General features: G+C 72.3%; 26 protein-coding genes. 12 read left to right on the forward strand and 14 right to left on the reverse strand.

Annotated elements, in window-relative coordinates; all coding sequences use genetic code 11:
* Window positions 1–160 precede the first annotated feature (160 nt).
* Together P5P86_RS08850 and P5P86_RS08855 are read right to left on the reverse strand one after the other, a co-directional pair.
* On the reverse strand, window positions 161–934 hold the full coding sequence (locus tag P5P86_RS08850) for an MOSC domain-containing protein (RefSeq protein WP_280610951.1): 774 nt from the start codon (window positions 932–934) through the stop codon (window positions 161–163).
* Window positions 927–3,098: a S9 family peptidase gene (locus P5P86_RS08855; RefSeq protein WP_280610952.1), complete on the reverse strand. Its 2,172-nt coding sequence runs from the start codon at window positions 3,096–3,098 to the stop codon at window positions 927–929. The genes P5P86_RS08850 and P5P86_RS08855 overlap by 8 nt, the downstream gene beginning before the upstream one ends.
* Window positions 3,099–3,147: 49 nt before the next feature.
* Here P5P86_RS08855 and P5P86_RS08860 point away from each other — a divergent pair, with 49 nt between their 5' ends.
* Window positions 3,148–3,831 (forward strand): LamB/YcsF family protein, encoded by a 684-nt coding sequence (locus P5P86_RS08860; protein WP_280610953.1) that lies wholly within the window; start codon window positions 3,148–3,150, stop codon window positions 3,829–3,831.
* Here the strand turns inward: P5P86_RS08860 and P5P86_RS08865 are convergent.
* Complete coding sequence (locus tag P5P86_RS08865) at window positions 3,751–4,707, reverse strand: EamA family transporter (RefSeq protein ID WP_280610954.1); 957 nt, start codon at window positions 4,705–4,707, stop codon at window positions 3,751–3,753. The two genes, P5P86_RS08860 and P5P86_RS08865, sit on opposite strands and share 81 nt — an antisense overlap.
* Before the next feature lie 41 nt (window positions 4,708–4,748).
* Here P5P86_RS08865 and P5P86_RS08870 point away from each other — a divergent pair, with 41 nt between their 5' ends.
* Genes P5P86_RS08870 through P5P86_RS08880 form a run of 3 tightly spaced genes read left to right on the forward strand, consistent with a single transcriptional unit; the run spans window position 4,749 to window position 6,687 of the window.
* Complete coding sequence (locus P5P86_RS08870) at window positions 4,749–5,237, forward strand: MarR family winged helix-turn-helix transcriptional regulator (protein ID WP_280610955.1); 489 nt, start codon at window positions 4,749–4,751, stop codon at window positions 5,235–5,237.
* Window positions 5,234–5,842 carry a 5-oxoprolinase subunit B family protein gene (locus tag P5P86_RS08875; protein ID WP_280610956.1) on the forward strand — a complete coding sequence of 203 codons (609 nt, stop codon included), beginning with the start codon at window positions 5,234–5,236 and terminating at the stop codon, window positions 5,840–5,842. Before P5P86_RS08870 ends, P5P86_RS08875 begins: the two co-directional genes overlap by 4 nt.
* An 11-nt stretch (window positions 5,843–5,853) precedes the next feature.
* Entirely contained in the window at window positions 5,854–6,687 is an 834-nt protein-coding gene (locus tag P5P86_RS08880; RefSeq protein WP_280610957.1) for a 5-oxoprolinase subunit C family protein, read from the forward strand.
* Here P5P86_RS08880 and P5P86_RS08885 read toward each other — a convergent pair.
* On the reverse strand, window positions 6,653–7,978 hold the full coding sequence (locus P5P86_RS08885) for a DNA polymerase IV (protein WP_280610958.1): 1,326 nt from the start codon (window positions 7,976–7,978) through the stop codon (window positions 6,653–6,655). The genes P5P86_RS08880 and P5P86_RS08885 overlap by 35 nt on opposite strands.
* Window positions 7,979–8,129: 151 nt before the next feature.
* On the opposite strand from P5P86_RS08885, the gene P5P86_RS08890 reads away from it, so the two are divergent.
* Window positions 8,130–9,107 carry a DUF4192 domain-containing protein gene (locus P5P86_RS08890; protein WP_280610959.1) on the forward strand — a complete coding sequence of 326 codons (978 nt, stop codon included), beginning with the start codon at window positions 8,130–8,132 and terminating at the stop codon, window positions 9,105–9,107.
* On the opposite strand, the gene P5P86_RS08895 is transcribed toward P5P86_RS08890, so the two are convergent.
* Entirely contained in the window at window positions 9,084–9,530 is a 447-nt protein-coding gene (locus P5P86_RS08895) for a hypothetical protein (RefSeq protein ID WP_280610960.1), read from the reverse strand. The two genes, P5P86_RS08890 and P5P86_RS08895, sit on opposite strands and share 24 nt — an antisense overlap.
* A 130-nt stretch (window positions 9,531–9,660) precedes the next feature.
* Here P5P86_RS08895 and P5P86_RS08900 point away from each other — a divergent pair, with 130 nt between their 5' ends.
* From P5P86_RS08900 to P5P86_RS08915, 4 genes are all read left to right on the forward strand, one after another.
* Window positions 9,661–10,065, forward strand: a complete 405-nt coding sequence (locus P5P86_RS08900) for a universal stress protein (protein ID WP_280610961.1) — start codon at window positions 9,661–9,663, stop codon at window positions 10,063–10,065.
* A 50-nt stretch (window positions 10,066–10,115) separates the two neighbouring features.
* Window positions 10,116–10,688, forward strand: a complete 573-nt coding sequence (locus P5P86_RS08905; protein WP_280610962.1) for an HhH-GPD-type base excision DNA repair protein — start codon at window positions 10,116–10,118, stop codon at window positions 10,686–10,688.
* 120 nt (window positions 10,689–10,808) lie between these two features.
* Entirely contained in the window at window positions 10,809–12,296 is a 1,488-nt protein-coding gene (locus P5P86_RS08910) for an RNA polymerase sigma factor (RefSeq protein ID WP_446724929.1), read from the forward strand.
* A 69-nt stretch (window positions 12,297–12,365) separates the two neighbouring features.
* A complete protein-coding gene (locus P5P86_RS08915) occupies window positions 12,366–12,548 on the forward strand; it encodes a hypothetical protein (RefSeq protein ID WP_280610964.1) in 183 nt (60 codons plus the stop codon).
* Between the two features lie 75 nt (window positions 12,549–12,623).
* On the opposite strand, the gene P5P86_RS08920 is transcribed toward P5P86_RS08915, so the two are convergent.
* The 3 genes from P5P86_RS08920 to P5P86_RS08930 form a co-directional block, all read right to left on the reverse strand.
* Window positions 12,624–13,481: an EamA family transporter gene (locus tag P5P86_RS08920; protein WP_280610965.1), complete on the reverse strand. Its 858-nt coding sequence runs from the start codon at window positions 13,479–13,481 to the stop codon at window positions 12,624–12,626.
* Entirely contained in the window at window positions 13,481–13,957 is a 477-nt protein-coding gene (locus P5P86_RS08925) for a DUF456 family protein (protein ID WP_280610966.1), read from the reverse strand. Before P5P86_RS08925 ends, P5P86_RS08920 begins: the two co-directional genes overlap by 1 nt.
* Window positions 13,958–14,070: 113 nt before the next feature.
* Window positions 14,071–14,274 (reverse strand): DUF7455 domain-containing protein, encoded by a 204-nt coding sequence (locus P5P86_RS08930; RefSeq protein ID WP_280610967.1) that lies wholly within the window; start codon window positions 14,272–14,274, stop codon window positions 14,071–14,073.
* Window positions 14,275–14,559: 285 nt separating this feature from the next.
* Between P5P86_RS08930 and P5P86_RS08935 the strand changes: the two genes are divergently transcribed.
* Together P5P86_RS08935 and P5P86_RS08940 are read left to right on the forward strand one after the other, a co-directional pair.
* The gene (locus P5P86_RS08935; protein ID WP_446724937.1) at window positions 14,560–16,635 is read left to right on the forward strand and encodes a DNA gyrase/topoisomerase IV subunit B; all 2,076 of its coding nucleotides are present in this window, start codon (window positions 14,560–14,562) and stop codon (window positions 16,633–16,635) included.
* A 71-nt stretch (window positions 16,636–16,706) separates the two neighbouring features.
* The gene (locus P5P86_RS08940) at window positions 16,707–17,099 is read left to right on the forward strand and encodes a hypothetical protein (RefSeq protein WP_280610968.1); all 393 of its coding nucleotides are present in this window, start codon (window positions 16,707–16,709) and stop codon (window positions 17,097–17,099) included.
* 3 nt (window positions 17,100–17,102) lie between these two features.
* Here P5P86_RS08940 and P5P86_RS08945 read toward each other — a convergent pair whose 3' ends face one another.
* Window positions 17,103–17,351 carry a DUF4242 domain-containing protein gene (locus tag P5P86_RS08945; RefSeq protein WP_280610969.1) on the reverse strand — a complete coding sequence of 83 codons (249 nt, stop codon included), beginning with the start codon at window positions 17,349–17,351 and terminating at the stop codon, window positions 17,103–17,105.
* Window positions 17,352–17,568: 217 nt separating this feature from the next.
* On the opposite strand from P5P86_RS08945, the gene P5P86_RS08950 reads away from it, so the two are divergent.
* Window positions 17,569–18,360, forward strand: coding sequence for a formate dehydrogenase accessory sulfurtransferase FdhD (locus P5P86_RS08950; protein WP_280611237.1), 792 nt, complete (start codon window positions 17,569–17,571; stop codon window positions 18,358–18,360).
* 69 nt (window positions 18,361–18,429) lie between these two features.
* Here the strand turns inward: P5P86_RS08950 and P5P86_RS08955 are convergent, their stop codons facing one another.
* The 5 genes from P5P86_RS08955 to P5P86_RS08975 are packed head-to-tail and all read right to left on the reverse strand — an operon-like array spanning window position 18,430 to window position 24,391.
* Window positions 18,430–18,882: a PaaI family thioesterase gene (locus P5P86_RS08955; protein WP_280610970.1), complete on the reverse strand. Its 453-nt coding sequence runs from the start codon at window positions 18,880–18,882 to the stop codon at window positions 18,430–18,432.
* 1 nt (window position 18,883) lies between these two features.
* Window positions 18,884–19,387, reverse strand: coding sequence for a beta-class carbonic anhydrase (locus P5P86_RS08960; RefSeq protein WP_280610971.1), 504 nt, complete (start codon window positions 19,385–19,387; stop codon window positions 18,884–18,886).
* A 9-nt stretch (window positions 19,388–19,396) separates the two neighbouring features.
* Window positions 19,397–21,178 (reverse strand): MFS transporter, encoded by a 1,782-nt coding sequence (locus P5P86_RS08965; protein ID WP_280610972.1) that lies wholly within the window; start codon window positions 21,176–21,178, stop codon window positions 19,397–19,399.
* A complete protein-coding gene (locus tag P5P86_RS08970; RefSeq protein WP_280611238.1) occupies window positions 21,175–21,870 on the reverse strand; it encodes an LppX_LprAFG lipoprotein in 696 nt (231 codons plus the stop codon). The genes P5P86_RS08965 and P5P86_RS08970 overlap by 4 nt, the downstream gene beginning before the upstream one ends.
* Window positions 21,871–21,895: 25 nt before the next feature.
* Window positions 21,896–24,391 (reverse strand): DNA gyrase/topoisomerase IV subunit A, encoded by a 2,496-nt coding sequence (locus P5P86_RS08975; RefSeq protein WP_280610973.1) that lies wholly within the window; start codon window positions 24,389–24,391, stop codon window positions 21,896–21,898.
* Window positions 24,392–24,447: the final 56 nt, after the last annotated feature.

Here is a 24,447-nt window from a genome sequence, read left to right on the forward strand (position 1 = left end):
CGCAGCGGGCACTAGCCCGATGTTGATGACAACGCAGCAAGTGCCCCGGAGATTCCCTCGGTATGCCCTCGGGCGGACCGGCTGCCGCGTCGTGCTCTTGCCAGGTTCGACGCGCGGGAGCCACGAGAAGTTGCCGCTGCCGGCAGATCTCAGGGAGTTCTCAGGGCAAGCCCTGGGACGGGTTCGCGGAGGCGACGGTGACGACACCCGGCACCACGACCTCGGCATAGACCCCGAAGCACGGCTCGCCGTCGGCGTTGCGCGGCCGGTACGCCGAGAGCGTGCGCAGCAGCCGGCCCTCGCGCCGGCCCGTGCGCGGATCGACGTCGATGACAGCGCAGCGCCCGATCCCGGCGCCGACGCGGACCACCGCCGAACCGAGCCGGAGCTCCCGTCCCTCCCAACCGTCCTCGGCGCCCGGGCCCTCGGCGGAGTCGATGACGAAGGTCGCCCGGAACCGCGCCGGATCCATTCGCGTACCCGTCCGGGCGGCCAGCTCCGCCAGCGAGGCCCGGGTGACCACGGAGACGCCGGCGCCGTAGACGACGGCGCGTGGCGGCGCCGCGGCGAGCGTGACGGGCCGACCGAGGTGGTCGGAGAGCAGCGCAGCGTGCGGACCGTCGAGCAGGGCGAGCTCGGCCGGACGTCCCCAGTACTCGCAGATCAGCCGCTCGCCGGTCGGGTGGGGCGTGGCGACGGCGCTGCGCCCGTCGGGCAGAGCGATGCGCAGGACGCCGTCCCGATCGCTCGCGTCCACCGCCGTCAGCGCCGGGTGCTGCACCGTGCGCAGCACCCGGCGGGCGGGGGCGTCGACCAGGCAGAGCCGACGGTCGCCGACAGCACCGTGGGGATCGAGCACCACCCGTTCGAGGCTGAGGTGGCGCGTGCCCTTGACCGCCGAGAAGCCGGCGCGCAGGACGGTCGGATCAGGCAAGGCCGAGACGGTCCAGGATCCAGCTGAGGCTGAAGGCACGGTCGTGCCAGGCCTGGTACCGGCCGGAGACGCCGCCGTGCCCGGCGTTCATCTCCGTCTTGAGCAGGACGTCGGCCCCGGCGACGGCGCGCAGCCGGGCGACCCACTTCGCCGGCTCCACGTACAGGACCCGGGTGTCGTTGAGCGAGGTCTCCGCGAGGATCGGTGGGTAGGGCAGGTCGGCGACGTTGTCGTAGGGCGCGTAGGAGGCGATGTAGTCGTAGACCTCCGGATCGGCCTCGGGGTTGCCCCACTCGTCGTACTCGACCACCGTCAGCGGCAGCGACGCGTCCAGCATGGTGGTGAGGTTGTCCACGAAGGGCACCGCCGCCACGATGCCGCCCCACTGCTCCGGCGCGAGGTTGGCGATCGCGCCCATCAGCAGGCCGCCGGCGCTGCCGCCCTCGGCCACTGTCAGCTCCGGCGAGGTCCAGCCGGTCTCGACCAGGTGCCGGGCGCAGGCGATGAAGTCGGTGAACGTGTTGCGCTTGTGCAGCACCTTGCCGTTGTCGTACCAGCCGCGGCCCATCTCGCCGCCGCCCCGGACGTGCGCGATGGCGAAGGCCGCTCCCCGGTCGAGCTCGGAGAGCCGGAACAGCGAGAAGCCCGGGTCCATCGAGGCCTCGTAGGAGCCGTAGCCGTAGAGGTGCAGCGGCAGCGGCCGGCCCGCGGCCAGGGCCGCCGCGCGGACGTCGCGCCGTACGACCAGGGAGATCGGCACCCGTACGCCGTCCTCGGCGGTGGCCCACAGCCGGTGTTCCTCGTACTCCTCACGGTCGAAGTCCCGGCCGTCCAGCGGCAGCACCGGCTGCTGCTTGCGCAGGGTGAGGCTGCGGTCGCGGACGTCGTAGTCGTAGACCGAGCTCGGCGTGCGCAGGCTGGTGTAGCCCAGCCGGACCGTGGGCTGGTCGAAGGCCGGGTTGCCGCCGGACCCGATGGTGTAGATCTCGTCCTCGAAGCGCACCAGGTAGTCGTCGCCGATGCCGTCGTCGCCGAGCTCGATGATGCGCAGCTGGGTCAGGCCCTCGCTGCGCTGGTGCACCACGAGGTGGCCGGCGAAGGCGTCCACGTCCTCCAGCCGTACGGCGGGGTCGTGGGCGATCAGCGGCTTCCACTGTGACCGCGGCGTCGGCGCGATCGGGGCGGTCGCCAGCTCGAAGTCGGCGCCGGTGGCGTTGTGCAGCACGAGGAAGAGGTCCTCGCCGGGTCCGCCGTTCGCACGCAGGCGGGCATGCTCGAGGCTGTACTCGATGCCCTCTTCACGGGCGGCGAAGAGCTGCCAGCCGGCCTCCGGCCTGTCCTGGTCGAGGAAGCGGTACTCGGTGCTGGTCTTGGCGCCCGACTCGATGACCAGGAAGCGGTCGCTGCGGGTGCGGCCCACGCCGCACCAGAAGCGCTCGTCGGTCTCGTGGTAGACGAGCTCGTCGTCGGCCTGGGTGCTGCCGAGCAGGTGTCGCCAGACCTTGTCCGGGCGCCAGGACTCGTCCACCGTCGAGTAGTAGAAGCTCTCCCCGGCGCGGTCCCAGGTGACCCCGCCCATCACGCCCTCGAGGAGGTCGGGCAGCAGCTCGCCGGTGGTCAGGTCCTTGACCCGCACGGTGTAGCGCTCGTCGCCCACGGTGTCGGTGCTGTAGGCCAGCAGCGTCGTGCTCGGGCTCACCGCGGAGCCGCCCAAGGAGAAGAAGGCGTGGCCCTCGGCCAGCTCGTTGTGGTCCAGCAGCACCTCCTCGCCCGGCAGGGCGGGCTGGTCGGCGGCGACCTGGGCCGGGGTCGGGGGCGTCCAGTCCTGCCAGGAGTCGGACTCGGGGTCGGCGACCGGGACGCGGCAGGAGGCGCCGTACTCCTTGCCCTCGAAGGAGCGGCCGTAGTACCAGTAGCCACGGTTGCGGGTGGGCACGGACAGATCGGTCTCGAGCGTCCGCGCCTTCACCTCGTCGAAGAGCCGCTGGCGCAGGCCGGCGAGGTGGGCGGTGCGCTCGGTCGTCCACTCGTTCTCCGCCTCGAGGTAGGCGATCACCTCGGGATCGTCCTTGGCGCGCAGCCACTCGTAGTCGTCGGTGCGCGTGCGACCGTGGTGGGTGGTGGTGTGCGGTGACTTCTTCGCGACGGGCGGCTGGCCGGACATGATCGTGACCCTATCCTCGGGTGCCATGCGACCTGCCGGGCGACCTGTCATGCATGTGGATCTCAACGCCGACCTCGGTGAGGAGGTCACCGACGACGCCGGGCTGCTCGCGGTGGTCACCTCGGCCAACGTCGCCTGTGGCTTCCACGCCGGCGACGCGGGCATCATGCGGTCGGTGTGCGCGCAGGCGGCCCGTCTCGGCGTCGCGGTCGGTGCGCAGGTCTCCTACGCGGACCGGGAGAACTTCGGTCGGGTCGCGCTGGAGGTGTCCTACGAGGTGTTGCGCGAGCAGGTCGAGGAGCAGGTCGCGACGCTCGGGGCGATCGCCTCGGCCGAGGGGACCGTGGTGCGCTACCTCAAGCCCCACGGCGCCCTCTATCACCGCACGATGGACGACGAGGACCAGGCCCGGGCCGTGCTGGACGCCTCGGGGGCGCTGCCCGTCCTCGGGATGCCGGGCATGCTCCTCTCGCTGGCCGAGGCCGCCGGCCGCGCGGTGTGGCGGGAGGGGTTCCCCGACCGGGGGTACGACGATGGCGGGCGGCTGGTGCCGCGCGACCGGCCGGGTGCGCTGGTCACCGACGGGGAGGCGATCGTGGGCAACGCGCTCGCGCTGGCGGCACGGGTCGACTCACTGTGCCTGCACGGCGACTCACCGGGTGCTGTCGAGCACGCTCGCCTGGTCCGCAGGGCGCTGGAGGCTGCCGGCTGGGAGTTGCGCCCGGTCGACTGAGCCGGCGGATGTCCGACGGTCTCCGCGGAGTGCACGCAGCACCGTCGGCTGGCCCAGGACGATCCCGCCGAGCACCAGGACCATGCCGATCGCGCGGCCGGGGCCGAACGACTCGCCGGCCAGGGCCACGCCGATCACGGTGCCCGCGACCGGGTTGAGCAGCCCCACCAGGGAGACGGCCGCGGCGGGCAGGCGGCGCATCCCTTGGAACCAGACCGCGTAGGCCAGCACGGTGCCGACCAGTCCGATCCATGCGAAGCCGGCCAGCGCTCGGGCGTCGAGGTGGGGAGGCGCCCCCTCGACGGTGAGGGCGACCGGGAGCAGGAGCAGGCCGCCGAAGACCAGCTGCCAGCCGGTGAACGGCAGCAGGTCGACCGGCGGGCGCCAGGTCTTGACCAGGATGAAGCCCAGGGAGGAGACCGCCACGGCCGCCAGCGAGGCGATCACGCCGAGCGCGTCGACGTGCGTCCCGCCGCGCAGGACGAGCAGCGCCACCCCGACGATGCCGAGGCCGGCCCCGGCCAGCGATGCTCTCGCCGGCCGCTCGCCGGCCAGGGCCCAGGCGAACGACATGATCACCAGGGGCGAGGTGGCGGTCAGGGTCGCCGCCAGGCCGCCCGGGAGTCGCTCGGCGGCCACGAAGACCAGCGTGAAGAAGGCCGAGAAGTTCAACGCGCCGAGCAGCGCCGTACGCCACCACCAGGAGCCACGCAGCCGGGCCGGCCGCAGCGCGAGCAGCAACAGGCCGAAGGGGAGAGCGCGCACCGTGGCGCCGAAGAGCGGCCGATCGGGTGGCAGGTAGGTGGCGGTCACGTAGTAGCCCGAGCCCCACGCGACCGGCGCGGCGGCCGCGGCCACCAGCCATTTGCTTTCCATGGAAGACATTATTGCTTCCCGGGAAGATATATTCCAGTGCCATGACCGACCACGTCGACCGGGTGATGGCGCAGTGGCGCCGGGAGCGACCCGATCTCGACCCTGCGCCTCAGGGTGTCATCGCCCGACTGCACCGGATCGCGAACCGGCTCACCGAGGAACTGGTCGCCGTCTACGCGAGCCATGGGCTGGCCGAGGGCGAGTTCGACATCCTGGCAACGCTGCGACGGCAGGGGGCGCCGTACGCGCTCACCGCCGGTGAGCTCGCCGCCCAGACGATGGTGACCTCGGGTGCGATCACCAAGCGGGTCGATCGTTGCCTCGCCCGCGGCTGGGTCTCGCGGTCCCCGAGCGACATCGACGCGCGCGGCCGGGTGATCGCGCTGACGGAGGAGGGCCGGGCCCTGATCGATGCCGCCTTCGCCGACCACCTCGCCAACGAGCACCGCCTGCTGAGGCTCTTCGACGACGCCGACCGGGAGCTGCTGGCCGCCCTGTTGGCGCGGTGGAGCGAGGAGCTGGACCTGTGAGGGTGCCGCTGCGCCCATACGGGAAGAGGGCAGCGCTTGCCGACGTCGAGTCGGCGATGCAGGCAGCGGCGCTGGCCGACTGGGCGCGCGCCGCGGTCAGGGCCGGTCGGCTGGAGGTCGAGGACATCGTGCCGGCCGCGCGGACCGTCCTGTTCGACGGCGTCGACCTGCGAGGCCTGGACGAGCTGCTCGCCGGGTGGGAGCCCCGGTCGGCGGCGATGACGGGCGCGCTGGTGGAGGTGCCGGTCCGGTTCGACGGTCCCGACCTGGCCGACGTGGCCGAGCGGTGGGGCGTCGCGGCGGACGAGGCGGTCGGCCGGCTGACCTCGGTCGAGCTCACCTCGGCGTTCTGCGGCTTCGCGCCCGGCTTCGCTTACCTCGCGGGCCTGCCGGAGGAGCTGGCCGTGCCCCGGCTGACGTCGCCCCGCGAGCGGGTGGCGCCGGGGTCGGTCGGGCTGGCCGGCTCCTGGTGCGGGATCTACCCGAGCGCCTCGCCCGGGGGCTGGCGGATCGTCGGACACACCGACGCGGTGCTCTGGGACGTCGACCGAGAGCCGCCGGCACTGCTGGCACCGGGGACGCGGGTGGTGCTGCGGGCATGCTGAGGGTGACGGGGGTGGGGCCACAAGTGCTGGTCCAGGACCGCGGCCGGTTCGGCTACGCGCACCTGGGCGTCCCGCGGGCCGGGGCCCTGGACGGGCCCGCCGCCGCCCTGGCCAACCGGCTGGTCGGGAACGGCCCGGACGCAGCGGTGCTCGAGGTGCTCCTCGGTGGGCTGGCGGTCAGCGCCACCGACGCGTGCTGGGTGGCGGTGACCGGTGCGCGGGCACCCGCGCGGATCGCCGGGGTCGCCGTCGCCCACGGGCAGCCGGTGCGGCTGCCGGCCGGGGCCGAGCTCACGCTCGGCGCACCGGCCATCGGGATGAGGTCCTACCTGGCCGTCGGCGGCGGCATCGCCGTCGCGCCGCTGCTCGGCTCGCGAGCGACCGACACGCTGGCCGGGGTCGGACCCGCGCCGGTCGCCGTGGGGGACCGGCTGCCGATCGGGCCGGCCGTCGGCGTACCCGCCGCCCTGGACACGCCGCGTCCCCCGTCGGCCGGAGCGGTCCGGCTTCTGCCCGGACCTCATCCGGCGTGGTTCGCGGCGGACGTGCTGGACCGGCTCGCCGAGGCGGCGTGGACGGCGGCAGCGGCCTCCGATCGGGTGGGCTTGCGGTTGGAGGGCGCGGTGCTCGACCGGCGCAGCGGTGAGCTGCCGAGCGAGGGCATGGTGCTGGGGGCCGTCCAGGTCCCGCCGGACGGGCGCCCTGTCGTGCTGCTCGCCGACCACGGTCCGACGGGCGGCTACCCGGTGGCCGCGGTCATCCACCCCGACGACCTGTGGCAGCTCGCCCAGGTGCGGCCGGGGGAGCGGGTCACTCTTCGGGTGGCTGGTCCGGCCACGGGCTGAGGGCGGGGTCGTCGACCGCGAACGAGCGCACCGGGCCGGTGGCGCGCTCGGCGGTCTCGAACCGCACGGTCACGACACCGCGCCCCGCACCCCAGACCCAGCCGCGACCGAGCTCGACGTGCTCCACGTCCATCCCCGGGTTCCAGGTCCGGCGGTTGCGTGCGGGTTGCTCCGGCACCGGCAGCTCCGGCAGATCGTCCGGCTCGGGCTCCTCGCCGAACAGGTCCTCCTGGATCCAGTCGGCCAGCCCGGAGACACCGACGCCGAGGAGACGTACGCCGTACGAGGTGTCGAGGTCGGTGAGGAGGGCGCGGGCCAGCCGGGCGATGGTGGCGGCCTGGTCGGTGGGGCCGGCGAGGGTGGTGGAGCGGTTGAGCGTGGTGAAGTCGCCGAGGCGGACCTTGATGGTGATGGTGCGTCCCGACAGGCCGCTCTTGCGCAGGCGTGCGGCGACCTCGCCGGCCTGTCGGGTCAGCAGGTGCTCCATCAGGGTCCGGTCGGTCAGGTCGGTGTCGTAGGTGCCCTCGACGCTGACCGACTTGGTCTCCCGCTCCGGTTCGACCGGCCGGTCGTCCTCCGCCCGGGCGAGCGCGTGGAGGCCGGTGCCGTGCGCCTTGCCGACGAGCCTGATCAGCTCCTCGAGGCTGACCGCCTCCAGGTCGGCGACGGTGTGGATGCCGGCGCGGCGCAGGCGCTCGGCGGTCGCAGGGCCGACGCCCGGGATGATCTGGACGCTCATCGGCCGGAGCAGGGTCTGCTCGGTGCCGGGCGCGACGACGACGAGACCGTCGGGCTTCTCCAGGTCGCTGGCCACTTTCGCGATGAACTTGCTCGTGCCCAGACCCACACTGGCGGTGAGACCGCCGGTGACGTCGCTGACCCGCGCCCGCAGCCCCTCGGCGAAGGCGCTGACCGTCTCGAGCTCGAGGTCGGGCAGGTCTGGGTGGTCGGCGGCCGCCAGGTCGACGAACGCCTCGTCGAGGGAGAGCGGCTCGACGAGGGGCGAGGTCGCCCGGAGCAGCGTCATCACCTTCTCGCTGACCTCGCGGTAGGCGTGGAAGCGGGGGTAGAGGAAGGCTGCATGGGGACAGCGGGAGCGGGCCTCCCGGGTCGACATCGCGGAGTGGACCCCGTAGCGCCGCGCCTCGTAGCTGGCGGTGGCGACCACGCCGCGCCCGCCCACACCGCCGACCACGACCGGCTTGCCCCGCAGCGACGGCTTGTCCCGCTGCTCGACCGAGGCGTAGAAGGCGTCCAGGTCCAGGTGGAGCACCGAGGCCTGCGTCCGCATGGAGGCAACCTACGCGCTGCGGGGCTGTCGGCCACGCCAGCCCGGGCCTGGATCGTGCGGTTTCGGTGCACAGGGCTGCTGCGCGACAGCGTTCCTCACAGCCCGCATCCAGACCCTCGCGAGGCGGGCGCCGCACGGGGAGCGTGGAGGCATGACCATCACCTTGCGCGCCAAGACCCCCGAGGACCTCCTCGCCGCCATTCCCGTCACGCTCGGCTTCGAGCCGCAGGACTCCGTCGTCATGCTCACCTTCGGTGGTCCGGCGCCGTTGCACGCGCGGATCGACCTGCCACCACGCGGAGACCCCGATGCGCTCGCGGCGGTGGTGGAGTCGTTGCTCGGCCCCTGCCTGCTGCACGCCGCCCCGCGGGTCGTGTTCGTGTTGTACGGCGCGGGCGCCGTCCACGGGCGCCATGTCGTGCGGGCGTTGCGCCGGGGGTTCGAGCGGAAGAGGATCGAGGTCCTCGAGTGCCTGCGGGTCGATGGCGGCCGGTGGTATTCCGCCGACGGACGGCGCCCGGACGTACCGGCGGGTGGCGTGCCCTACGACAGCGACCGGCACCGGTTCCGGGCCGAGGCCGTGATGGCCGGGCACGTCACGCTCGGCTCGCGCGATGAGCTCGCGGCGAGCTTGGCCGTGGACGAGCCGGGCCGGGCCGGCGTCGAGGCGGTGCTGGGGGAGGCGGTGCTCCTCAGTGCCGCCGAGCTCGCGACGGTCTGCGCGCGTCACGCCGACGCCGGCACCGTGCCCACCGACGTGGAGGCGGCGGCCCTTCTCTCGACCGTGCAGGTCGGCGCGCGACGCGACGCGGCCTGGGTGCCGCTGACGCGCGACAGCGCGTCCGGGCACGTGCGGCTGTGGCGCGGCCTCGTCCGTCGTGCCCCGGAGGCCCTGCGGCCCGCGGCGGCAGCGGTGCTGGCCTTCGCGGCCTGGTTGCAGGGTGACGGCGCGCTCGCCTGGTGTGCTCTGGACCGGTGCTTCGCGACGGACCCGGGACACAGCCTCGGCAGGCTGGTCGCGCACCTGCTCTCGGAGGCCCTGCCACCGACGGCCTGGGAGTCCATGCGTCCGGCGCTGGACGAAGCGGTCGATCCGGGCGGCTGGTCAGGCGAGGGTGCGCGGACGTGACCATTCCCGACGCACGCCGGAGGCGGGGAGGTGCCAGCCCCGTCGGTTGACGACCGCGAAGCAGAGCTCGACGCCGGCCTCGGCGCAGGCCTGCCGAGCGGCGGCATGCCACGTCACGTCGACGTCCTGCAGGTCGAGGTCGCCGCTGCGGGTGAGCCAGATCAGGACGCTGTCGCGCTCGTCCGGGGGCGACCCGGCGGCGCGTCGGCCATCCTGGCGGCGCATGGCCGCGACGATGTCGGTGCGCAGTGCGTGGTCCATCACCTCGCCCGGCACGATCGCGAAGAGCTCGTGCGGCCGGCCGGGCGACCCGACGTGCAGGATGGGCACGTGCCGCCGGCGACGCTCGGCGGTGGCGTGCTCCAGCACCGCCCGCCGCAGGAGGACGGCGAGGACGCGCTCGGGGTTGCGCTTGCGTGGCACGGGTCCAGCCTGCACGCATTCGCACGGTGACGTCGTGCTCTGTCCACAGGCGGCGGCGCGCCGACGGGGTGTGGGTCCGCTCGGCCGCCGGGTACGGTTCCCAGGCAGGGCCACGGCGAGGGAGGATGCGATGGCGACGGTGGTGGTCGGGTTCGTCCCCAAGCCGGAGGGCGAGGCAGCGCTGCTCGCGGCGATGGAGGAGGTCCAGCGGCGCGGCGGCCGCCTGGTGGTGGCGAGCACCCACCGGGAGAGCGAGTCCGATCCGGAGTGGCTGGCCAGGACGCAGGCCGAGCTCGCCTCCGCCCGCGAGCGGCTCGAGGCGGCGGGGATCGACTACGCGGTGCATGAGAGCCTGACCGACGAGGACGTCGACGCGGCCGACGACCTGGTCCAGGTCGCCCGCGACGAGCAGGCAGCCCTTCTCGTGATCGGGATCCGGCGCCGCACACCGACCGGCAAGCTGATCCTCGGAAGCCAGGCCCAGCGCATCCTGCTCGACGCCCCGTGTCCGGTGCTGGCGGTCAAGCCGGAGTGAGCCCCGGCCGCACAGAGGCCCGCGGCTCGAGGGTGCGGCAGGATGGCCCCATGGCCTTCCAGATCGCTCAGGACCCTGCCGCGGATCAGGTGCTCTCCGACTCGCCGTTCGCCCTGCTCGTCGGGATGATGCTGGACCAGCAGTACCCCATGGAGCACGCCTTCCGAGGTCCGGCGAAGCTGTTGGAGCGGTTCGGCACGCTCGAGCCCGCAGCGATCGCGGCGGCGGACCCCGAGGAGTTCGCCGCACTGTGCGCCGTACCGCCGGCGATCCATCGCTTCCCCGGGTCGATGGCGGCCCGACTGCAGCAGCTCGCCGGCATCATCGCCGAGGACTACGACGGCGACGCCACCAACCTCTGGGCCGGCGTGACCACCGGCTCCGAGCTGCTCAAGCGGATCCAGTCCCTGCCCGGGTTCGGCAAGCAGAAGGCCCAGATCTTCCTCGCCCTGCTCGCCAAGCAGGTGGGAGTCCGTCCGCAGGGTTGGGAGAGCGCTGTGGGCGCGTACGCCGAGAGCGGGTACCGCTCCGTGGCCGATGTCGTCGACGGCACCTCCCTCCAGAAGGTGCGCGAGTTCAAGCAGGCGGCCAAGCGGGCGGCCAAGGAAGCTGCGAGGCCCTAGGCCTGAGGTTCTGTGTGGCCCCGTGGCTGGATCGTCGCCGGGTCCGTGGCAGAATGGAGTCGCGGCCTTGACGTATCCGGGCCTTGCCGCGCCCCGAAGCCAGTTCCACGAGAGGTGTCAGTGTCCTCGATCGCACGCAAGATTCCCGCTGAGGTGCTCGCCCATCCCGCCGTCGTGGCGCTGATCGAGGCAGGCGCGCCCACCGGGAGCGTGACTCCTGAGGAGGTGCGCCGGGCCAGTGAGGACGCTGCCGTCGAGCCGCGCCACCTCAAGGCCCTGCTCGCCCATCTGAGCACGCTCGGCATCTCCGTCGACCTCGGCGCCGTCGCCGGTCGCGCCGCCGCTGCCTCCTCGGCCCGCAAGGCCACCACGACCGCTCCGGCGAAGAAGGCGGCCGCGAAGAAGGCGCCGGCCAAGCCGGCCGTCGCCGACGAGGACGCCGTCGACGAGGAGGATCTCGAGCTTGACGAGATCGAGGTCGAGGACGATGTGGTGGGTGCGGACGACACGGGCGCGGCGAAGCCGGCCGACGCCGTGGGTCCCGACGGCAAGAAGATCCTGCCCGACATCCCCGACGACCAGTTCGAGAAGGATGTCGCGACCGACCCGACGATCGCCGAGGACGAGAAGGAGGCCTCCTTCGTCGTCTCGGCCGCCGACGACACCGACGAGCCCGAGCAGCAGGTCATGGTCGCCGGCGCGACGGCCGACCCGGTCAAGGACTACCTGAAGCAGATCGGCAAGGTCCCGCTGCTCAACGCGGAGATGGAGGTCGAGCTCGCCAAGCGGATCGAGGCCGGCCTCTTCGGTGAGGAGAAGCTCGCCAAGGGCGGCAAGATCAAGCCCCAGCTCTACGAGGAGTTGGAGTGGATCGCCGAGGACGGTCGCCGCGCCAAGAACCACCTGCTCGAGGCGAACCTCCGACTGGTCGTCTCGCTGGCCAAGCGCTACACCGGCCGCGGCATGCTCTTCCTGGACCTGATCCAGGAGGGCAACCTCGGTCTGATCCGCGCGGTGGAGAAGTTCGACTACACCAAGGGTTACAAGTTCTCGACGTACGCGACGTGGTGGATCCGTCAGGCCATCACGCGAGCCATGGCCGACCAGGCTCGCACCATCCGTATCCCGGTGCACATGGTCGAGGTCATCAACAAGCTGGCCCGGGTGCAGCGTCAGATGCTCCAGGACCTGGGTCGCGAGCCCACCCCGGAGGAGCTGGCCAAGGAGCTGGACATGACCCCGGAGAAGGTCATCGAGGTCCAGAAGTACGGCCGCGAGCCCATCTCCCTGCACACCCCGCTCGGTGAGGACGGCGACTCCGAGTTCGGCGACCTGATCGAGGACTCCGAGGCCATCGTGCCCGCCGACGCGGTCAGCTTCACCCTGCTGCAGGAGCAGCTGCACGCGGTCCTCGACACGCTCTCCGAGCGCGAGGCCGGTGTGGTCTCGATGCGGTTCGGGCTCACCGACGGCCAGCCCAAGACCCTCGACGAGATCGGCAAGGTGTACGGCGTGACCCGTGAGCGGATCCGCCAGATCGAGTCCAAGACCATGTCCAAGCTGCGGCACCCGTCGCGCTCGCAGGTCCTGCGCGACTACCTCGACTGAGGCGCTACGCATCGCCGAGAGGCCGTTCCGTCACCGTGACGGAACGGCCTCTTTGGGTACCTGCCCCTCATGTGGGAGCTGGTGCAGGTAGTGGGTGACGCCCCGAGCGAGACGATGGGCGAGTACGACACCGAGGACGAGGCCCTGGCCGCGGCCCAGGAGGCTGTCGACTTCTCCGTGGCGCTCTACACCATCCGGCGCGACGGCACGGACGTGTGGACCAATGAGTCGGGGTCGTTCCAGCGGATCTGACCCGTCCCGCGGGACGGAGCCCGATTCAACCGGGACGGAGGCCCGAGTCAACTGGGACGGAGGCCCGAGTCGAGGTCAGCCGCCCGCGACCAGCGCCACCGCCACGGCGCACAGGCCCAGCCCGAGCGCCTGGCTGCGGTGCACGCGTTCGTGCAGGACCCCGATGGCCAGCACCACGGTCGCGGCCGGGTAGAGCGCCGCGATGATGCCGGTGACGGCGAGCATCCCGTGGTGCGTCGAGGCGAGGAAGGCCACCAGCGCGGCCGCGGCGAGGATGCCGGTGCTGACGGCGAGGGCCGCGGTCCGGTCGCGGGGCAGCCACGCCTCGTGGGCGATGGTCGCCCCCACCACCGCGACCACCGCCGCGAGCAGCAGATCGACCGCCACAGGCCACTGGCCGCTGGCCGCCGGGGCCTGGGCGACGGCCGCGAAGCCGACCCCGAAGCCGGCGCCGGCGATCAGGCCGTCCAGCACCCCCGCACCCCGCCGAGGCGACGAGTCCGCGCCGGGACCGGCCGCGGAGCGATCGCCCTCGCCGGCCGCCACCAGCCAGGTCGCCGGGAGCGCGGCGACGATGCCGATCCAGCTCAGCAGGGACGGGCGGTCCCCGAGCGCTACGCCGACAGCGGCCGGAACCAGGGCGGCGCCGACGCCGGAGAGCGGCGCCACCACGCCCATCCGGCCGCTGGCCAGGCCGCGGTAGAGGAAGATGACGCCGATGCCGCCGCCGACCCCTGACACCGCTCCCCAGCCGGCGGCGGGCCAGGAGAGCGTCGAGCCGGTCACGAGGCTGACGACGACCAGGATCAGGCCGCCGGCGAGCTGGCCGGTGAAGGCGGCGGTCCAGGGCCGGATGCGTGCCGAGAGCACGCCGCCGATGAAGTCGGAGGTGCCATAGAGCACCGCGGAGATGAGCGCGAGCAGGATCGCCATCAGGCCACCGTCACCGCGACGATCCACGTGCCGGTCGCCAGCAGCGCGGCGGCGAGGTCGATGAGGATCGAGGTGACGGCTGCGCGGACGGCGAGCCGGGTCGATCGCCAGGCCGTCGCGTGACCGAGGCGACGGACCTCGGCGAGGTAGATGCCGAGGACGAACCCGATGAGCAGGCCGACCACGGGGACGACGAAGAATCCGACGACGCCCGCGACCGCTCCGGTCAGCTGGGTCGACAGCGGGATGCCGGCGGCCTTCAGGCCGCGACCGGGCACGACGTACTTGGTGACCAGGCCGGTCACCACGAGCAGCGCGGCGACGGTGAAGGCCAGCCAGGCCGCCCGGTCGTCGGGGCCCGCCCAGGCCCAGAGGAGGACGGCGCCGGCGACCAGCACGCTTCCTCCGGGGAGCACCGGGAGCACGATCCCCGCCAGCCCCAGCACGATCAGGACAGCACAGAGCAGGACCAGCACGGCGTCAGCCTCTCACGTCCTCCGCGGGCCGGCGCAGGCCGCCGGACCCCGGGCGGGAAAGCCAGCGGCCCCGGACGCTGGTCCGGGGCCGCTGGATCGTCTGGGTCAGCGGATCAGCTCTCCGAGAGCTTGTGGGTCTCATCGGTCACGGCGACGGCGATCTGCTTGATCTTGTCGCCGTGCTCACGGGCGTGGTGCGCGCAGAAGAGCAGCTCGCCGCCCGTCTGGAGCTCCACGCGGAGGTAGGCCTGGGCTCCGCAACGGTCGCAGCGGTCCGCGGCGGTCAGCGGAGAGCTGGGAGCAACGGCAGTGTTCACATCGGCCTCATTTCTCGATCGTTCGGCGACTGGTGCAACGTAGCGGGGCTGGCGAAGATTCCCCAGCTCCTGTGTCACCTGCCACTCCATCTCACCATGAAGAGTTGTTCTCCACATCGGCTTCCCGGTACCCGAGCTTCGGTATCAGTAGATCCTGATCTGCGCTCACGGTAGTCCTGAGTGCCAAGTGAGCGTGGCGAGGAGGGCACGCGGGCGTGTCGCGGGTAGATTCGGGTCCCACAGCACGACCCCCCGCACCACCCCTCGCACCACCGGGAGCACGTCATCGCCGAGCACGCTGGCACCAACACGTACAACGCCGCGCACCTCCTCGTCCTGGAGGGTCTGGAGGCGGTGCGCAAGCGTCCGGGCATGTACATCGGTTCCACCGATACCCGGGGTCTCATGCACTGTGTGTGGGAGATCATCGACAACGGCGTCGACGAGGCACTCGCCGGCTACGCGAACCGGGTCGAGGTGACGCTGCACGCCGACGGCTCGGTGGAGGTGTACGACGACGGTCGCGGCATTCCGACCGACAAGGAGCCCAAGACCGGCCTTCCCGGCGTCGAGGTGGTCGCCACCAAGCTGCACGCCGGCGGCAAGTTCGGTGGCTCCTCCTACGCCGCCACCGGCGGTCTGCACGGCGTCGGCCTCTCGGTCGTCAATGCGCTCTCGTCCCGGATGGACATCGACGTCGACCGCTCACCGGCGCGTCAGGGGATGAGCTTCCGCCGCGGTGTGCCCGGCGTGTTCGACGGCGAGGGCGAGAAGGCGGCCTTCACCGAGCAGAGCGGGCTGAGCCGCAAGGGCGCGAGGGTGACGAAGGGTCGCTCCGGAACGCTGGTGCGGTTCTGGCCCGACCGGCAGATCTTCACCAAGGACGCCGGCTTCGTCTACGACGACCTGGTCACCCGGGCGCGGCAGACCTCCTTCATCGTCCCGGGCCTGGAGCTGGTCATCCGCGATCTGCGCGGCGAGGTTCCGGTGGAGGAGAAGTTCCGCCACGACGGCGGCATCGCGGAGTTCGTCGACTTCCTCGCCCACGACGAGGGGGTCACCCCGATCCTGCGGCTGCAGGGCTCGGACACCTTCACCGAGACGGTGCCGATGCTCGACGAGCAGGGTCATATGACGCCGCAGGACGTCGAGCGTGAGCTGACCGTCGACGTCGCGTGCCGCTGGGGGATGGGCTACGACGTCGAGCTGCGCTCCTTCGTCAACGTGATCGCCACGCCGAAGGGCGGCACCCACGTCAGCGGCTTCGAGCAGGCGATCACCCGCACCTTCAACGAGTCGATGAAGGCCGCCCGGGTGTTGAAGGCCAACGACGACGACGTGATCAAGGACGACGTCCTCGAAGGCCTGACAGCGGTGGTGACGGTGCGCCTCGCCGAGCCCCAGTTCGAGGGCCAGACCAAGGAGATCCTCGGCACGCCCGCGGCCCGCACGGTGGTGCGCAAGGTCGTCGCCGCCGAGCTGAAGAAGTTCCTGACCTCGGCGAAGGCAGCCGACAAGGCCGTCGCCAAGCGGGTGATGGAGAAGGTGTACGGCGCCGCGAAGACGCGGCTCACGCTGCGGCAGCAGAAGGAGACCCAGCGCCGCAAGAACGCCCTCGAGTCGTCCTCGCTGCCGGCCAAGCTCGCCGACTGCCGGTCCAACGACAACGACCGCACCGAGCTGTTCATCGTCGAGGGTGACTCCGCACTCGGTACGGCGAAGATGGCGCGCAACTCCGAGTTCCAGGCGCTGCTGCCCATCCGCGGCAAGATCCTCAACGTGCAGAAGGCCTCGGTCGGCGACATGCTGAAGAACACCGAGTGCGCCTCGATCATCCAGGTCGTCGGCGCCGGCTCCGGGCGCACCTTCGACCTGGAGGCGCGTCGCTACGGCCGGATCATCTTCATGGCCGACGCCGACGCCGACGGCGCGCACATCCGCACGCTGCTGGCCACGCTGTTCATGAAGTACATGCCCGAGCTGATCGACGCCGGCCGCGTGTACTCCGCCGTACCGCCGCTGCACCGCATCGAGCTGTCCAACCCCAAGAAGGGGATGGACAAGTACGTCTACACCTATTCCGACGACGAGCTCCAGCGCAAGCTCGCCGACCTCAAGAAGCGCGGCGTCAACTGGAAGGATCCGGTGCAGCGCTACAAGGGCTTGGGCGAGATGGACGCCGACCAGCTGGCCGAGACCACCATGGATCCGCGGCACCGCACCCTGCGCCGGCTGACCGTCGACGACGCCGAGGCCGCCTCCGACGTCTTCGAGCTGCTGATGGGCTCGGACGTCGCGCCGCGCAAGGAGTTCGTCATCGCCGGCGCCTACGAGGTCGACGCGGACGCGATCGACGCGTAGTCACCCCGCGCCGTCGGCCGTCGGCGTGATGCGCAACACTTGCCCCATGCCCGCCCGAGACCGACGTCACGATGCCCGCTGACCAGAAGACCCGCCGGGCGGCCATCACCAAGGCGCTCAAGGCGGGGGGCGCCAAGCCGCGCAAGGGTCATCTGCGGCTGCAGGCCGGCGAGGTGTTCTGGTACGTCGACGTCCGCGCCGACTCACCCGCGCCGACGGCGGAGCTCGTCTTCGAGGTAGGCGGCTGGCTGCCCGCTGCGGGCCCCGAGCCGGAGGGCGGCGCGATCGATTGCCCGCTGCTCGCCGACGTACCGATCGGCGCGGACGTGATCGCTGCGGCCGAGGCGCTGGTGGCGCTGCTCGCGCCGGTGACAGATGTGGCGGCACTGCGAGCGTTCGTCGCCCGGGGCGCGCTCGAGGGCGCGCTGGTCGACAAGAACCTGCGCGCTGTCCTGGAGCGCTGAGCCTCACGTGCCGGCGCGCACCTCGTGGATCTCGTCGGCGACGAGGCCGTGCGCCTTGCGGTGCACCTCGCTGGCCGCGCTGGCGTCGGGGGCGTCCACGAGGCAGAAGATCGTCCCGTTGGCCTCGTCCACCCAGTAGCTCATGTAGTTGACGTCGAACTCGTCCTGCGTCGCCAGGTCGGCGGCATGCGCCTTCGCGACGTCGTCGAGGCTGACCTCGCCGACGTGATGGACATCCATGTAGAGCGGCATGTCAGGACGCTAGGGCCGGCACCCGTGGGCGGACCAGGCATCGGTGCGGAAATACCCAATCCGGGCCGCTCGGGTCGACCGGTGAGGCGGGGCCGGCTGTCCGGAGGCCCGAGTCGACGGGGACGGAGGCCCGAGTCGACGGGGACGGAGGCCCGACTCGACGGGGACGGAGGCCCGAGTCGCTGGTAGGTCGGCCTAGGCTGGAGCCGTGGCAGTGATGACGACCCGGCGCGCGATCGTACGGCGCGGCGTGCGCGCCCCGGACGATCTGGCGGTGGAGTCGCCGCTGGTCCTGGGCCTGGAGCCGGCGAGCCCGGGAGGGGAGAGCGAGGCGATCGCGACCCTGATGCGGACGCCGGGGCACGATCTCGAGCTCGCAGCCGGCTGGTTGACGGTGGAGTCAGGCGTCCAGCGGCCGACCGACATCGTGCAGCTGCGCTCCTGCCGGGAGGACGACACCGACCGGGTCCACATCACGCTGGCCTCCGGCGTACGACCGCCCCGGCCACGCGCCTTCGTGACCTCGGCGGCCTGCGGGGTGTGCAGCGCCGACGTGCTCGACCTGGCCCCGCTGCGTCGCGCCGTACCCCACCAGGACGGTTGGCGCGTGCAGGCCGCCGTGCTGACGGCGCTGCCCGATGCGCTGCGGAGCCGGCAGCGTGCCTTCGACAAGACCGGCGGCGTCCATGCGGCGGCCCTGGCGGGGGCCGATGGCGCCCTGCGGCACGCGTTCGAGGACGTCGGACGGCACAATGCGGTCGACAAGGTGATCGGCCGGGCCCTGCTGGACGGCCTGCTGCCGGCCACGGGCGAGCTGCTGGTGGTCAGCGGCCGGGTGTCGTTCGAGATCGTGCAGAAGGCCGTCGCGGCGAGCGTGGCCGGCATCGTCGCCGTCTCCGCGCCGTCCTCGCTGGCCGTCGACCTGGCCCGCGAGCACCGTCTGCTGCTGGCCGGCATGGTCCGCGGCGGTCAGCTCAACGTGTACGCGGGCGAGGACCTGGTCGACTGACGCGGCGCGAACGGTCACGGCGACAGTTCGCGCGAATGTCACCGTGTCCCCGTGACACAGTGCCCGTCCTCACGGCCGTGGCCGCCACCGCTTCCACAGCGCCTCGGCCTCGGCGCGCACCTTGCCGTCGTGCTCCAACCAGACATGCGCGGTGATCTCACTCTCGGCCGCGGCCGTCACCTCGGCCCCCAGGCTGACCGGCTCGTGCAGCGGCGCCGGGCGCCGGTAGCGCACGTCGAGACCCGCCGTCAGGTACGGCAGCAGCGCATCGCCCAGCGGGCGCCAGTCGTGCTGGTAGGCGGTGTCGACGACCGCCGCCGCACTGTGGCAGTCCAGCAGGGTGCCGATGATCCCGCCGTTGAGGAAGCCGGTGCCGTTGTCGTGCTCGGGCCAGGGCAGGAACTGAGCGACGTACCGCTCTCCCTCCCGGAAGCTGCGCAGCCGGAGCCCCTTGGCGTTGGCCTGCCCGCAGCCGAAGCAGGTGAGCTGCGGGTACAGCGTCTCCTGGAGGGATAGCGCCATCTCAGGCCTCTCGCTTGAGCAGCCCGCTGTCCACGTCGTAGATGAAGCCGCCGACCTGCACGCTGTCGGGGATGAGCGGGTGCGCCTTGACCTTGTGCACGTCCTCGGTGAGCGCGCGGTGCTGGTCGGTGATGACACCGATCGGCTGCCACGAGACGTCCACGCCGGCCGAGGCAGCGATCCGGGCCTGGATCTCCGCCTCGGTACCCGACGCCATCGCACAGCGGGTGTGCGGGACGATGAGGATGCGCGAGACGTTGAGCAGGTGCACGCCCAGGACCAGCGCCTCCATCGCCTGCGGCGTGACCCGGCCGCCGGGATTGCGGAAGATCTTCGCGTCGCCGGGCTTGAGCCCGATCATGCGCAGCGGGTCGATCCGGGAGTCCATGCAGGTCACCAGCGCGACCCCGGCCCGGGCGATGCCGTCGAAGCCCCCGTACTGGAAGTCGGCGGCGAAGTCGGCGTTGGCGGCGAGGAGGTCGTCGAAGTCAGCGGAATCAGCCATGCCCGCAGGCTAGCCGAGCCCCTGCAGCGCCTCGCGAGTGTCCACCTCTCGAGTGGCAGCGCCCCGCAGCAGACCCAGAGCGAGTACGGCGCCGGCCACCGCCACGACGGCCGCGACTCCGAACACGGTGTGCTCCTGGGCGATCCCCGCCCGCTGCAACAGGATCTGGTAGCGGTCGCACAGCCCGTGCGTCCCGCACACCGAGCTCATCGAGGGGAGATCGGCCTGGGCGGCGTAGTAGTGCCGCAGTCCCAGCGTGGTGAGCGTCGACAGGCCGACCAGCATGCCGATCATCCGCGCGACGACCACCAGCGCGCCGGCCAGGCCGTGGATGGCCGCATCGGTGGCGGCGAGCACGGCGGCGTTCACCGGGGCGAGCACCACCCCGAAGCCCAGCCCGCACAGCAGCAGGGGCACCGTGGCGGTGGCGTGTCGCAGCGCGTCGACGTCCCAGCGGGCCATCCAGGCCAGTCCGGCGGCCGCCAGCACCAGTCCCGCGCAGGCGATCGCCCCGGCGGACGCGCGCCGGGTGAGGCGGCCGCCGGCGATCGCCCCGATCGGCAGCGCCACCAGGAAGCGCACCAGCACCAGCGCTGCATCGAGCTGGCTGTCGGGGTAGACCGTGGTGCGCGCGAAGAGCGGTACGTCGATCAGCGCCGCCACCAGCGCCGCACCCACCAGCAGGCTGACCAGCACGGCACCCCAGGCCGGCCGGGCGCGCAACGCGCCGCGGGGCAGCAGGGGAGTGGCGGCGGTGCGCTGCCGGACCAGGAACGCGGCGAGCGCCAGGACGGCACCGGCCAGGTACCACCAGCCTCCGGGTGCTATCGCCTGCACCTGTGGGTCGGCCGTCGCGAAGGTCAGGATCAGGCCGGCGAGCGCCCCTGCCAGCAGCAGCGCGCCGGGCACGTCGACCTCCCGGAGGCTCGCCGCCCAGCCGCGTACGTCGACCAGCGGCCACCTCGTGCGCCGCGCGAGCGTGCACCTGAGCGCGAACAGGACCGCCGCTCCCAGGCAGGTCACGCCGAGCGGGGTGCTCCAACGGCTCTCGCCGGTGATCGGGATGTAGAGCCTGCCCCAGGTGAGGTCGCGCATCATGGCCGTCGGCTCGACGAAGACCAGGGCGCCGGTGGCGGCCGCGACGAGCAGGAGGGGCATGCCGATGGGGTCGGGCCACGCCCGTGGCGCAGCCCCCGGCCGGGCCCGTCGGGGAGCCGGGCCGGGCTCGGCGTACCGGAGGGACGAGGAGCGCTCGACGGCGACCGCGAGTACCGCCGCGACCAGGAGGTTGATCGCGAAGATGGCGCGCCAGTCGGCGACCGCCAGCACGACGGCACCCAGGAGCGGACCCAGCAGGGAGCCCGCCTCCTGGATGGCGGAGACGACGCCGAGGGGGACGCCGCGACGCTCGGCCGGGTAGAGGTCGGCGACGAGGGCCAGGGTGGCCGGCACGAGGGCGCCGCCACCGAGTCCCTGCAGGAACCGGCCGGCGATCATCGGACCGAGCCCGTATGCCAGGGCCGTCAGCAGCGAGCCGAAGGCGAACACGACCAGGCCCGCCGTCAGCACCGGGACGCGGCCGCGCCGGTCCGCCACCGAGCCGATGAGCGGGAGCATGGCGACGTAGCCCAGCAGGAACGCCGAGACGATCGGGGCCGCCTCCTGCAGCTGCTCCACGGAGAGCCCGACCCCGGCCATCATCTCGGGCAGCGCGAGCACCACCACGTAGGTGTCGGCCGCCGCGAAGGCCACGGCGATCGCGGCCAGGGCGAGCAGGCGCCCCTGTCTCACGGCTTGGTGATCGTCTTGGTCACGCCGTAGTCGTCGAGCGTGACGGTGTAGGTCGACGCAGCCGTGTCGGCGCCGTAGAACCGGCCGCGGATCGCTGCCTGTTCCAGCCGGTGGTCGTCGTCGATCGTGTAGGAGACGGCGAACGTGCCGGCCGCCTGGGAGATGATCGCCGCCACCGCCGAGGCGGGGAGGGTGCCGGTGTAGGTGGTCAGCACCTGCTTGTTGTCCTTGCCGCCGCGCACGGTGTCGCCCTTCTTCAGGTCGGTGGTAGCGGTCAGCAGCCGGGAGATGCCGGTGTCGGGTGCGATCAGCGTCGCGGGATCCGGCACGCCGTACTGTGCCGGATCGATGGTCTGCCACGACGTCGTCAGCGGCAGCTTGGCGTAGACCTTGTCGTCGACCGAGACCACCGGCACCTGAGCGGTGGCGCCGAGCACCTTGATCGCGATCGTGCCGTCGAAGGCGGGCGCTCGGGTCAGCGTGCCGTCAGCGCCGACCAGGACGTTGCCGCTGGGCAGGTCCTTGCCGACGAGATGCAGCTGCACCCCGGCGGCATGGTCGAGCGCCGACTTGGCCTGCGCGATCGCCTCGGCGGGCGGCGGCGCGCCGGCGCCGCTCCCGCCGCCGCACGCGCTCAGCGCCAGGACGGGAAGGGCCGTGACCACCAGGGACAGGGCCGTACGTCGGAGCATGCGCACGCGCCACAGCCTCCCACACTCAGTGCGCGCCGGCGCCCGACTGCAACGCGCTCACCGGGCCGCTGCAGGCGTCGATCGGCTGCGCGAGCGGTACGCCGGAGCCATCGCGGCGGCCGTCCGCGGGCGGCAGCTCGACGGGCGCGCCGCTGCTGGCCGCTGCCCGCGCAGGGGCCGGACCCGCCCAGGCGAAGATCAGACTGTCCTCGCCCTTGAGGTAGCGCTGGCAGCGCACGCCGCCGGTCGCGCGCCCCTTGCTGGGGTATTCGCTGAAGGGCGTCACCTTGACCGAGCCGGTCTCCGTGCCGGGCAGCGCGGTGGAGGCACCGGCCACGGTGACCACCGACGCGCCGTCGGGGCCGGCCGGGTCGAACGCCCCGAAGAAGACCACCCGCGAGCCGTGCGCCACCCGCACGCCGGCGATGCCACCGCCGGAGCGGCCCTGAGGGCGCACCTGGTCGGCGGTGAAGTGCAGGAGCTGCGCATCGGAGGTGACGAAGCAGAGCGTCTCCTCGCCGGTCCGCAGCTGGACGGCGCCGACGACCTCGTCGCCGTCGGCCAGGCGGATGACCTCCCACTCGTCCTTGTTCAGCACCTCGGGGTTGACCCGCTTGACGGTGCCGAGCCGGGTGCCGAGCGCGAGGCCCGGTCCGTCGGCGACCAGCGTGCACAGCCCCAGCGCGCGCTCGCCCGGATCCAGCGAGAGCAGCGCGCTCAGCGGCAGGCCGCCCTGGAGGTTGGGCTCGCCGGCCGTGGGCGGGATGGCCGGGAGATCGAGCACGCCGAGCCGGAGCAGCCGGCCCTGCGAGGTCAGCACGCCGATGTCGGCGCGGGCGGTCGTCGCGACCGCCGAGACGATCACGTCGTGGTTGGCGCGGGCGCCGCCCTCCGAGCTGCCCAGCGGCTCGTCGCCCTGCGTGCGAGCGAGCAGTCCCGTCGAGCTGAGCAGGGCGTAGCAGGGGTCGTCGGCCACCTCCAGGGGCGTCGACGCAGCGGCGGCCGCCGCCGTACCGGCCGAGGAGAGCAGCACCGTGCGGCGAGGGGTGCCGTAGGTCTTGGCGACCTCGGCGAGCTCGTCGGAGACGACCTTGCGCAGCAGCGTGTCGTCGCTGAGGATCGCGTCGAGCTGCTCGATGGTCGCCTGGAGCTCGGACTGCTCCTTCTCCAGCTCGATGCGGGAGAACCTGGTGAGCCGGCGCAGCGCCATGTCGAGGATGTACTCGGCCTGGAGCTCGGAGAGGTCGAACACGCTCATCAGCCGCTCCTTGGCGGCCGGCGCGTTGTCGCTGGAACGGATCAGCTGGATGACCTCGTCGATGTCGAGGATGGCCAGCAGCAGACCCTCGACCAGGTGCAGCCGCGCGGCCGCCTTGTCCCGCCGGAACTGCGAGCGTCGGCGCACGACCTCGTAGCGATGGCCGAGGAAGACCTCCAGCAGGGCCTTGAGCCCGAGCGTGCGGGGCTGCCCGTCGACCAGCGCCACGTTGTTGATCCCGAAGGAGTCCTCCAGCGGCGTCTGCTTGTAGAGCTGCTCGAGGAGAGCCTCGGGGACGAACCCGTTCTTGACCTCGATCACCAGCCGGGTGCCGTGGGTCTTGTCGGTCAGGTCGACCAGATCGCTGATGCCCTGCAGCTTCTTGGCCTGGACCAGCTGCTTGACCCGCTCCATCACCTTCTCGGTGCCGACGCCGTACGGCAGCTCGGTCACCACGATGCCCTTGCGCCGGCCCACCGGCTCCACGCGGGCGGTCGCGCGGATCTTGAACGTGCCTCGACCGGTCTCGTAGGCGTCCCGGATGCCGTCCAGGCCCACGATGGTGCCGCCGGTCGGGAGGTCGGGGCCGGGGATGAACCGCATCAGCTCGTCGAGGTCCGCCTGCGGGCGGGTGATCAGGTGGCGGCAGGCCGCGACCACCTCGACGAGGTTGTGGGGCGCCATGTTGGTCGCCATGCCCACCGCGATGCCGGAGGCGCCGTTGACCAGCAGGTTGGGCAGTGCGGCCGGCAGGACGGTCGGCTCCAGCTCGCGGGAGTCGTAGTTGGGCCGGAAGTCGACGGTGTTCTCGTCGATGCTCGCCGTCATCGCGACAGCCGGCGGCGCCATCCGGCACTCGGTGTAGCGCATCGCCGCAGCGCCGGAGACGCCGTCGGGGGAGCCGAAGTTGCCGTGCCCGTCGACCATCGGCAGCCGCATCACCCACGGCTGGACGAGCCGGACGAGCGCGTCGTAGATGGCGCCGTCGCCGTGCGGGTGCAGGCGACCCATCACCTCGCCGACCACGCGGGCCGACTTGACGTGGCCGCGGTCGGGCAGCAGCCGCATGTCGTTCATGGTGTAGAGGATCCGGCGCTGGACGGGCTTGAGACCGTCTCGGGCATCGGGCAGGGCGCGCGAGTAGATGACCGAGTAGGCGTACTCCAGGAAGGACGACTGCATCTCGTCCTTGATGTCGGTGTCGAGGATGTGCTCCTCGAAGTCGTCATCCGGGAGCTCCTGCTGGGTCTTGCTGCGTGCCATGGGGCGCATTCTCCCTGGTGGCACCGACAGTTCGGCTGCAGGCCACGCCGTACCGG

The organism is Nocardioides sp. BP30 (genome assembly GCF_029873215.1).
Lineage (GTDB): Bacteria > Actinomycetota > Actinomycetes > Propionibacteriales > Nocardioidaceae > Nocardioides.

Bases quoted from the DNA above. Each gene is read 5' to 3' on its own strand.
- P5P86_RS08950 (WP_280611237.1), top strand. From the start codon at position 17,569: ATGACGACCCGGCGCGCGATCGTACGGCGCGGCGTGCGCGCCCCGGAC.
- P5P86_RS08860 (WP_280610953.1), top strand. From the start codon at position 3,148: ATGCATGTGGATCTCAACGCCGACCTCGGTGAGGAGGTCACCGACGAC.
- P5P86_RS08865 (WP_280610954.1), bottom strand. From the start codon at position 4,707: ATGGAAAGCAAATGGCTGGTGGCCGCGGCCGCCGCGCCGGTCGCGTGG.
- P5P86_RS08915 (WP_280610964.1), top strand. From the start codon at position 12,366: ATGTGGGAGCTGGTGCAGGTAGTGGGTGACGCCCCGAGCGAGACGATG.
- P5P86_RS08890 (WP_280610959.1), top strand. From the start codon at position 8,130: ATGACCATCACCTTGCGCGCCAAGACCCCCGAGGACCTCCTCGCCGCC.
- P5P86_RS08945 (WP_280610969.1), bottom strand. From the start codon at position 17,351: ATGCCGCTCTACATGGATGTCCATCACGTCGGCGAGGTCAGCCTCGAC.
- P5P86_RS08960 (WP_280610971.1), bottom strand. From the start codon at position 19,387: ATGGCTGATTCCGCTGACTTCGACGACCTCCTCGCCGCCAACGCCGAC.
- P5P86_RS08885 (WP_280610958.1), bottom strand. From the start codon at position 7,978: ATGCGGACGCAGGCCTCGGTGCTCCACCTGGACCTGGACGCCTTCTAC.
- P5P86_RS08970 (WP_280611238.1), bottom strand. From the start codon at position 21,870: ATGCTCCGACGTACGGCCCTGTCCCTGGTGGTCACGGCCCTTCCCGTC.
- P5P86_RS08905 (WP_280610962.1), top strand. From the start codon at position 10,116: ATGGCCTTCCAGATCGCTCAGGACCCTGCCGCGGATCAGGTGCTCTCC.
- P5P86_RS08940 (WP_280610968.1), top strand. From the start codon at position 16,707: ATGCCCGCTGACCAGAAGACCCGCCGGGCGGCCATCACCAAGGCGCTC.
- P5P86_RS08955 (WP_280610970.1), bottom strand. From the start codon at position 18,882: ATGGCGCTATCCCTCCAGGAGACGCTGTACCCGCAGCTCACCTGCTTC.
- P5P86_RS08920 (WP_280610965.1), bottom strand. From the start codon at position 13,481: ATGGCGATCCTGCTCGCGCTCATCTCCGCGGTGCTCTATGGCACCTCC.
- P5P86_RS08975 (WP_280610973.1), bottom strand. From the start codon at position 24,391: ATGGCACGCAGCAAGACCCAGCAGGAGCTCCCGGATGACGACTTCGAG.
- P5P86_RS08870 (WP_280610955.1), top strand. From the start codon at position 4,749: ATGACCGACCACGTCGACCGGGTGATGGCGCAGTGGCGCCGGGAGCGA.
- P5P86_RS08900 (WP_280610961.1), top strand. From the start codon at position 9,661: ATGGCGACGGTGGTGGTCGGGTTCGTCCCCAAGCCGGAGGGCGAGGCA.
- P5P86_RS08855 (WP_280610952.1), bottom strand. From the start codon at position 3,098: ATGTCCGGCCAGCCGCCCGTCGCGAAGAAGTCACCGCACACCACCACC.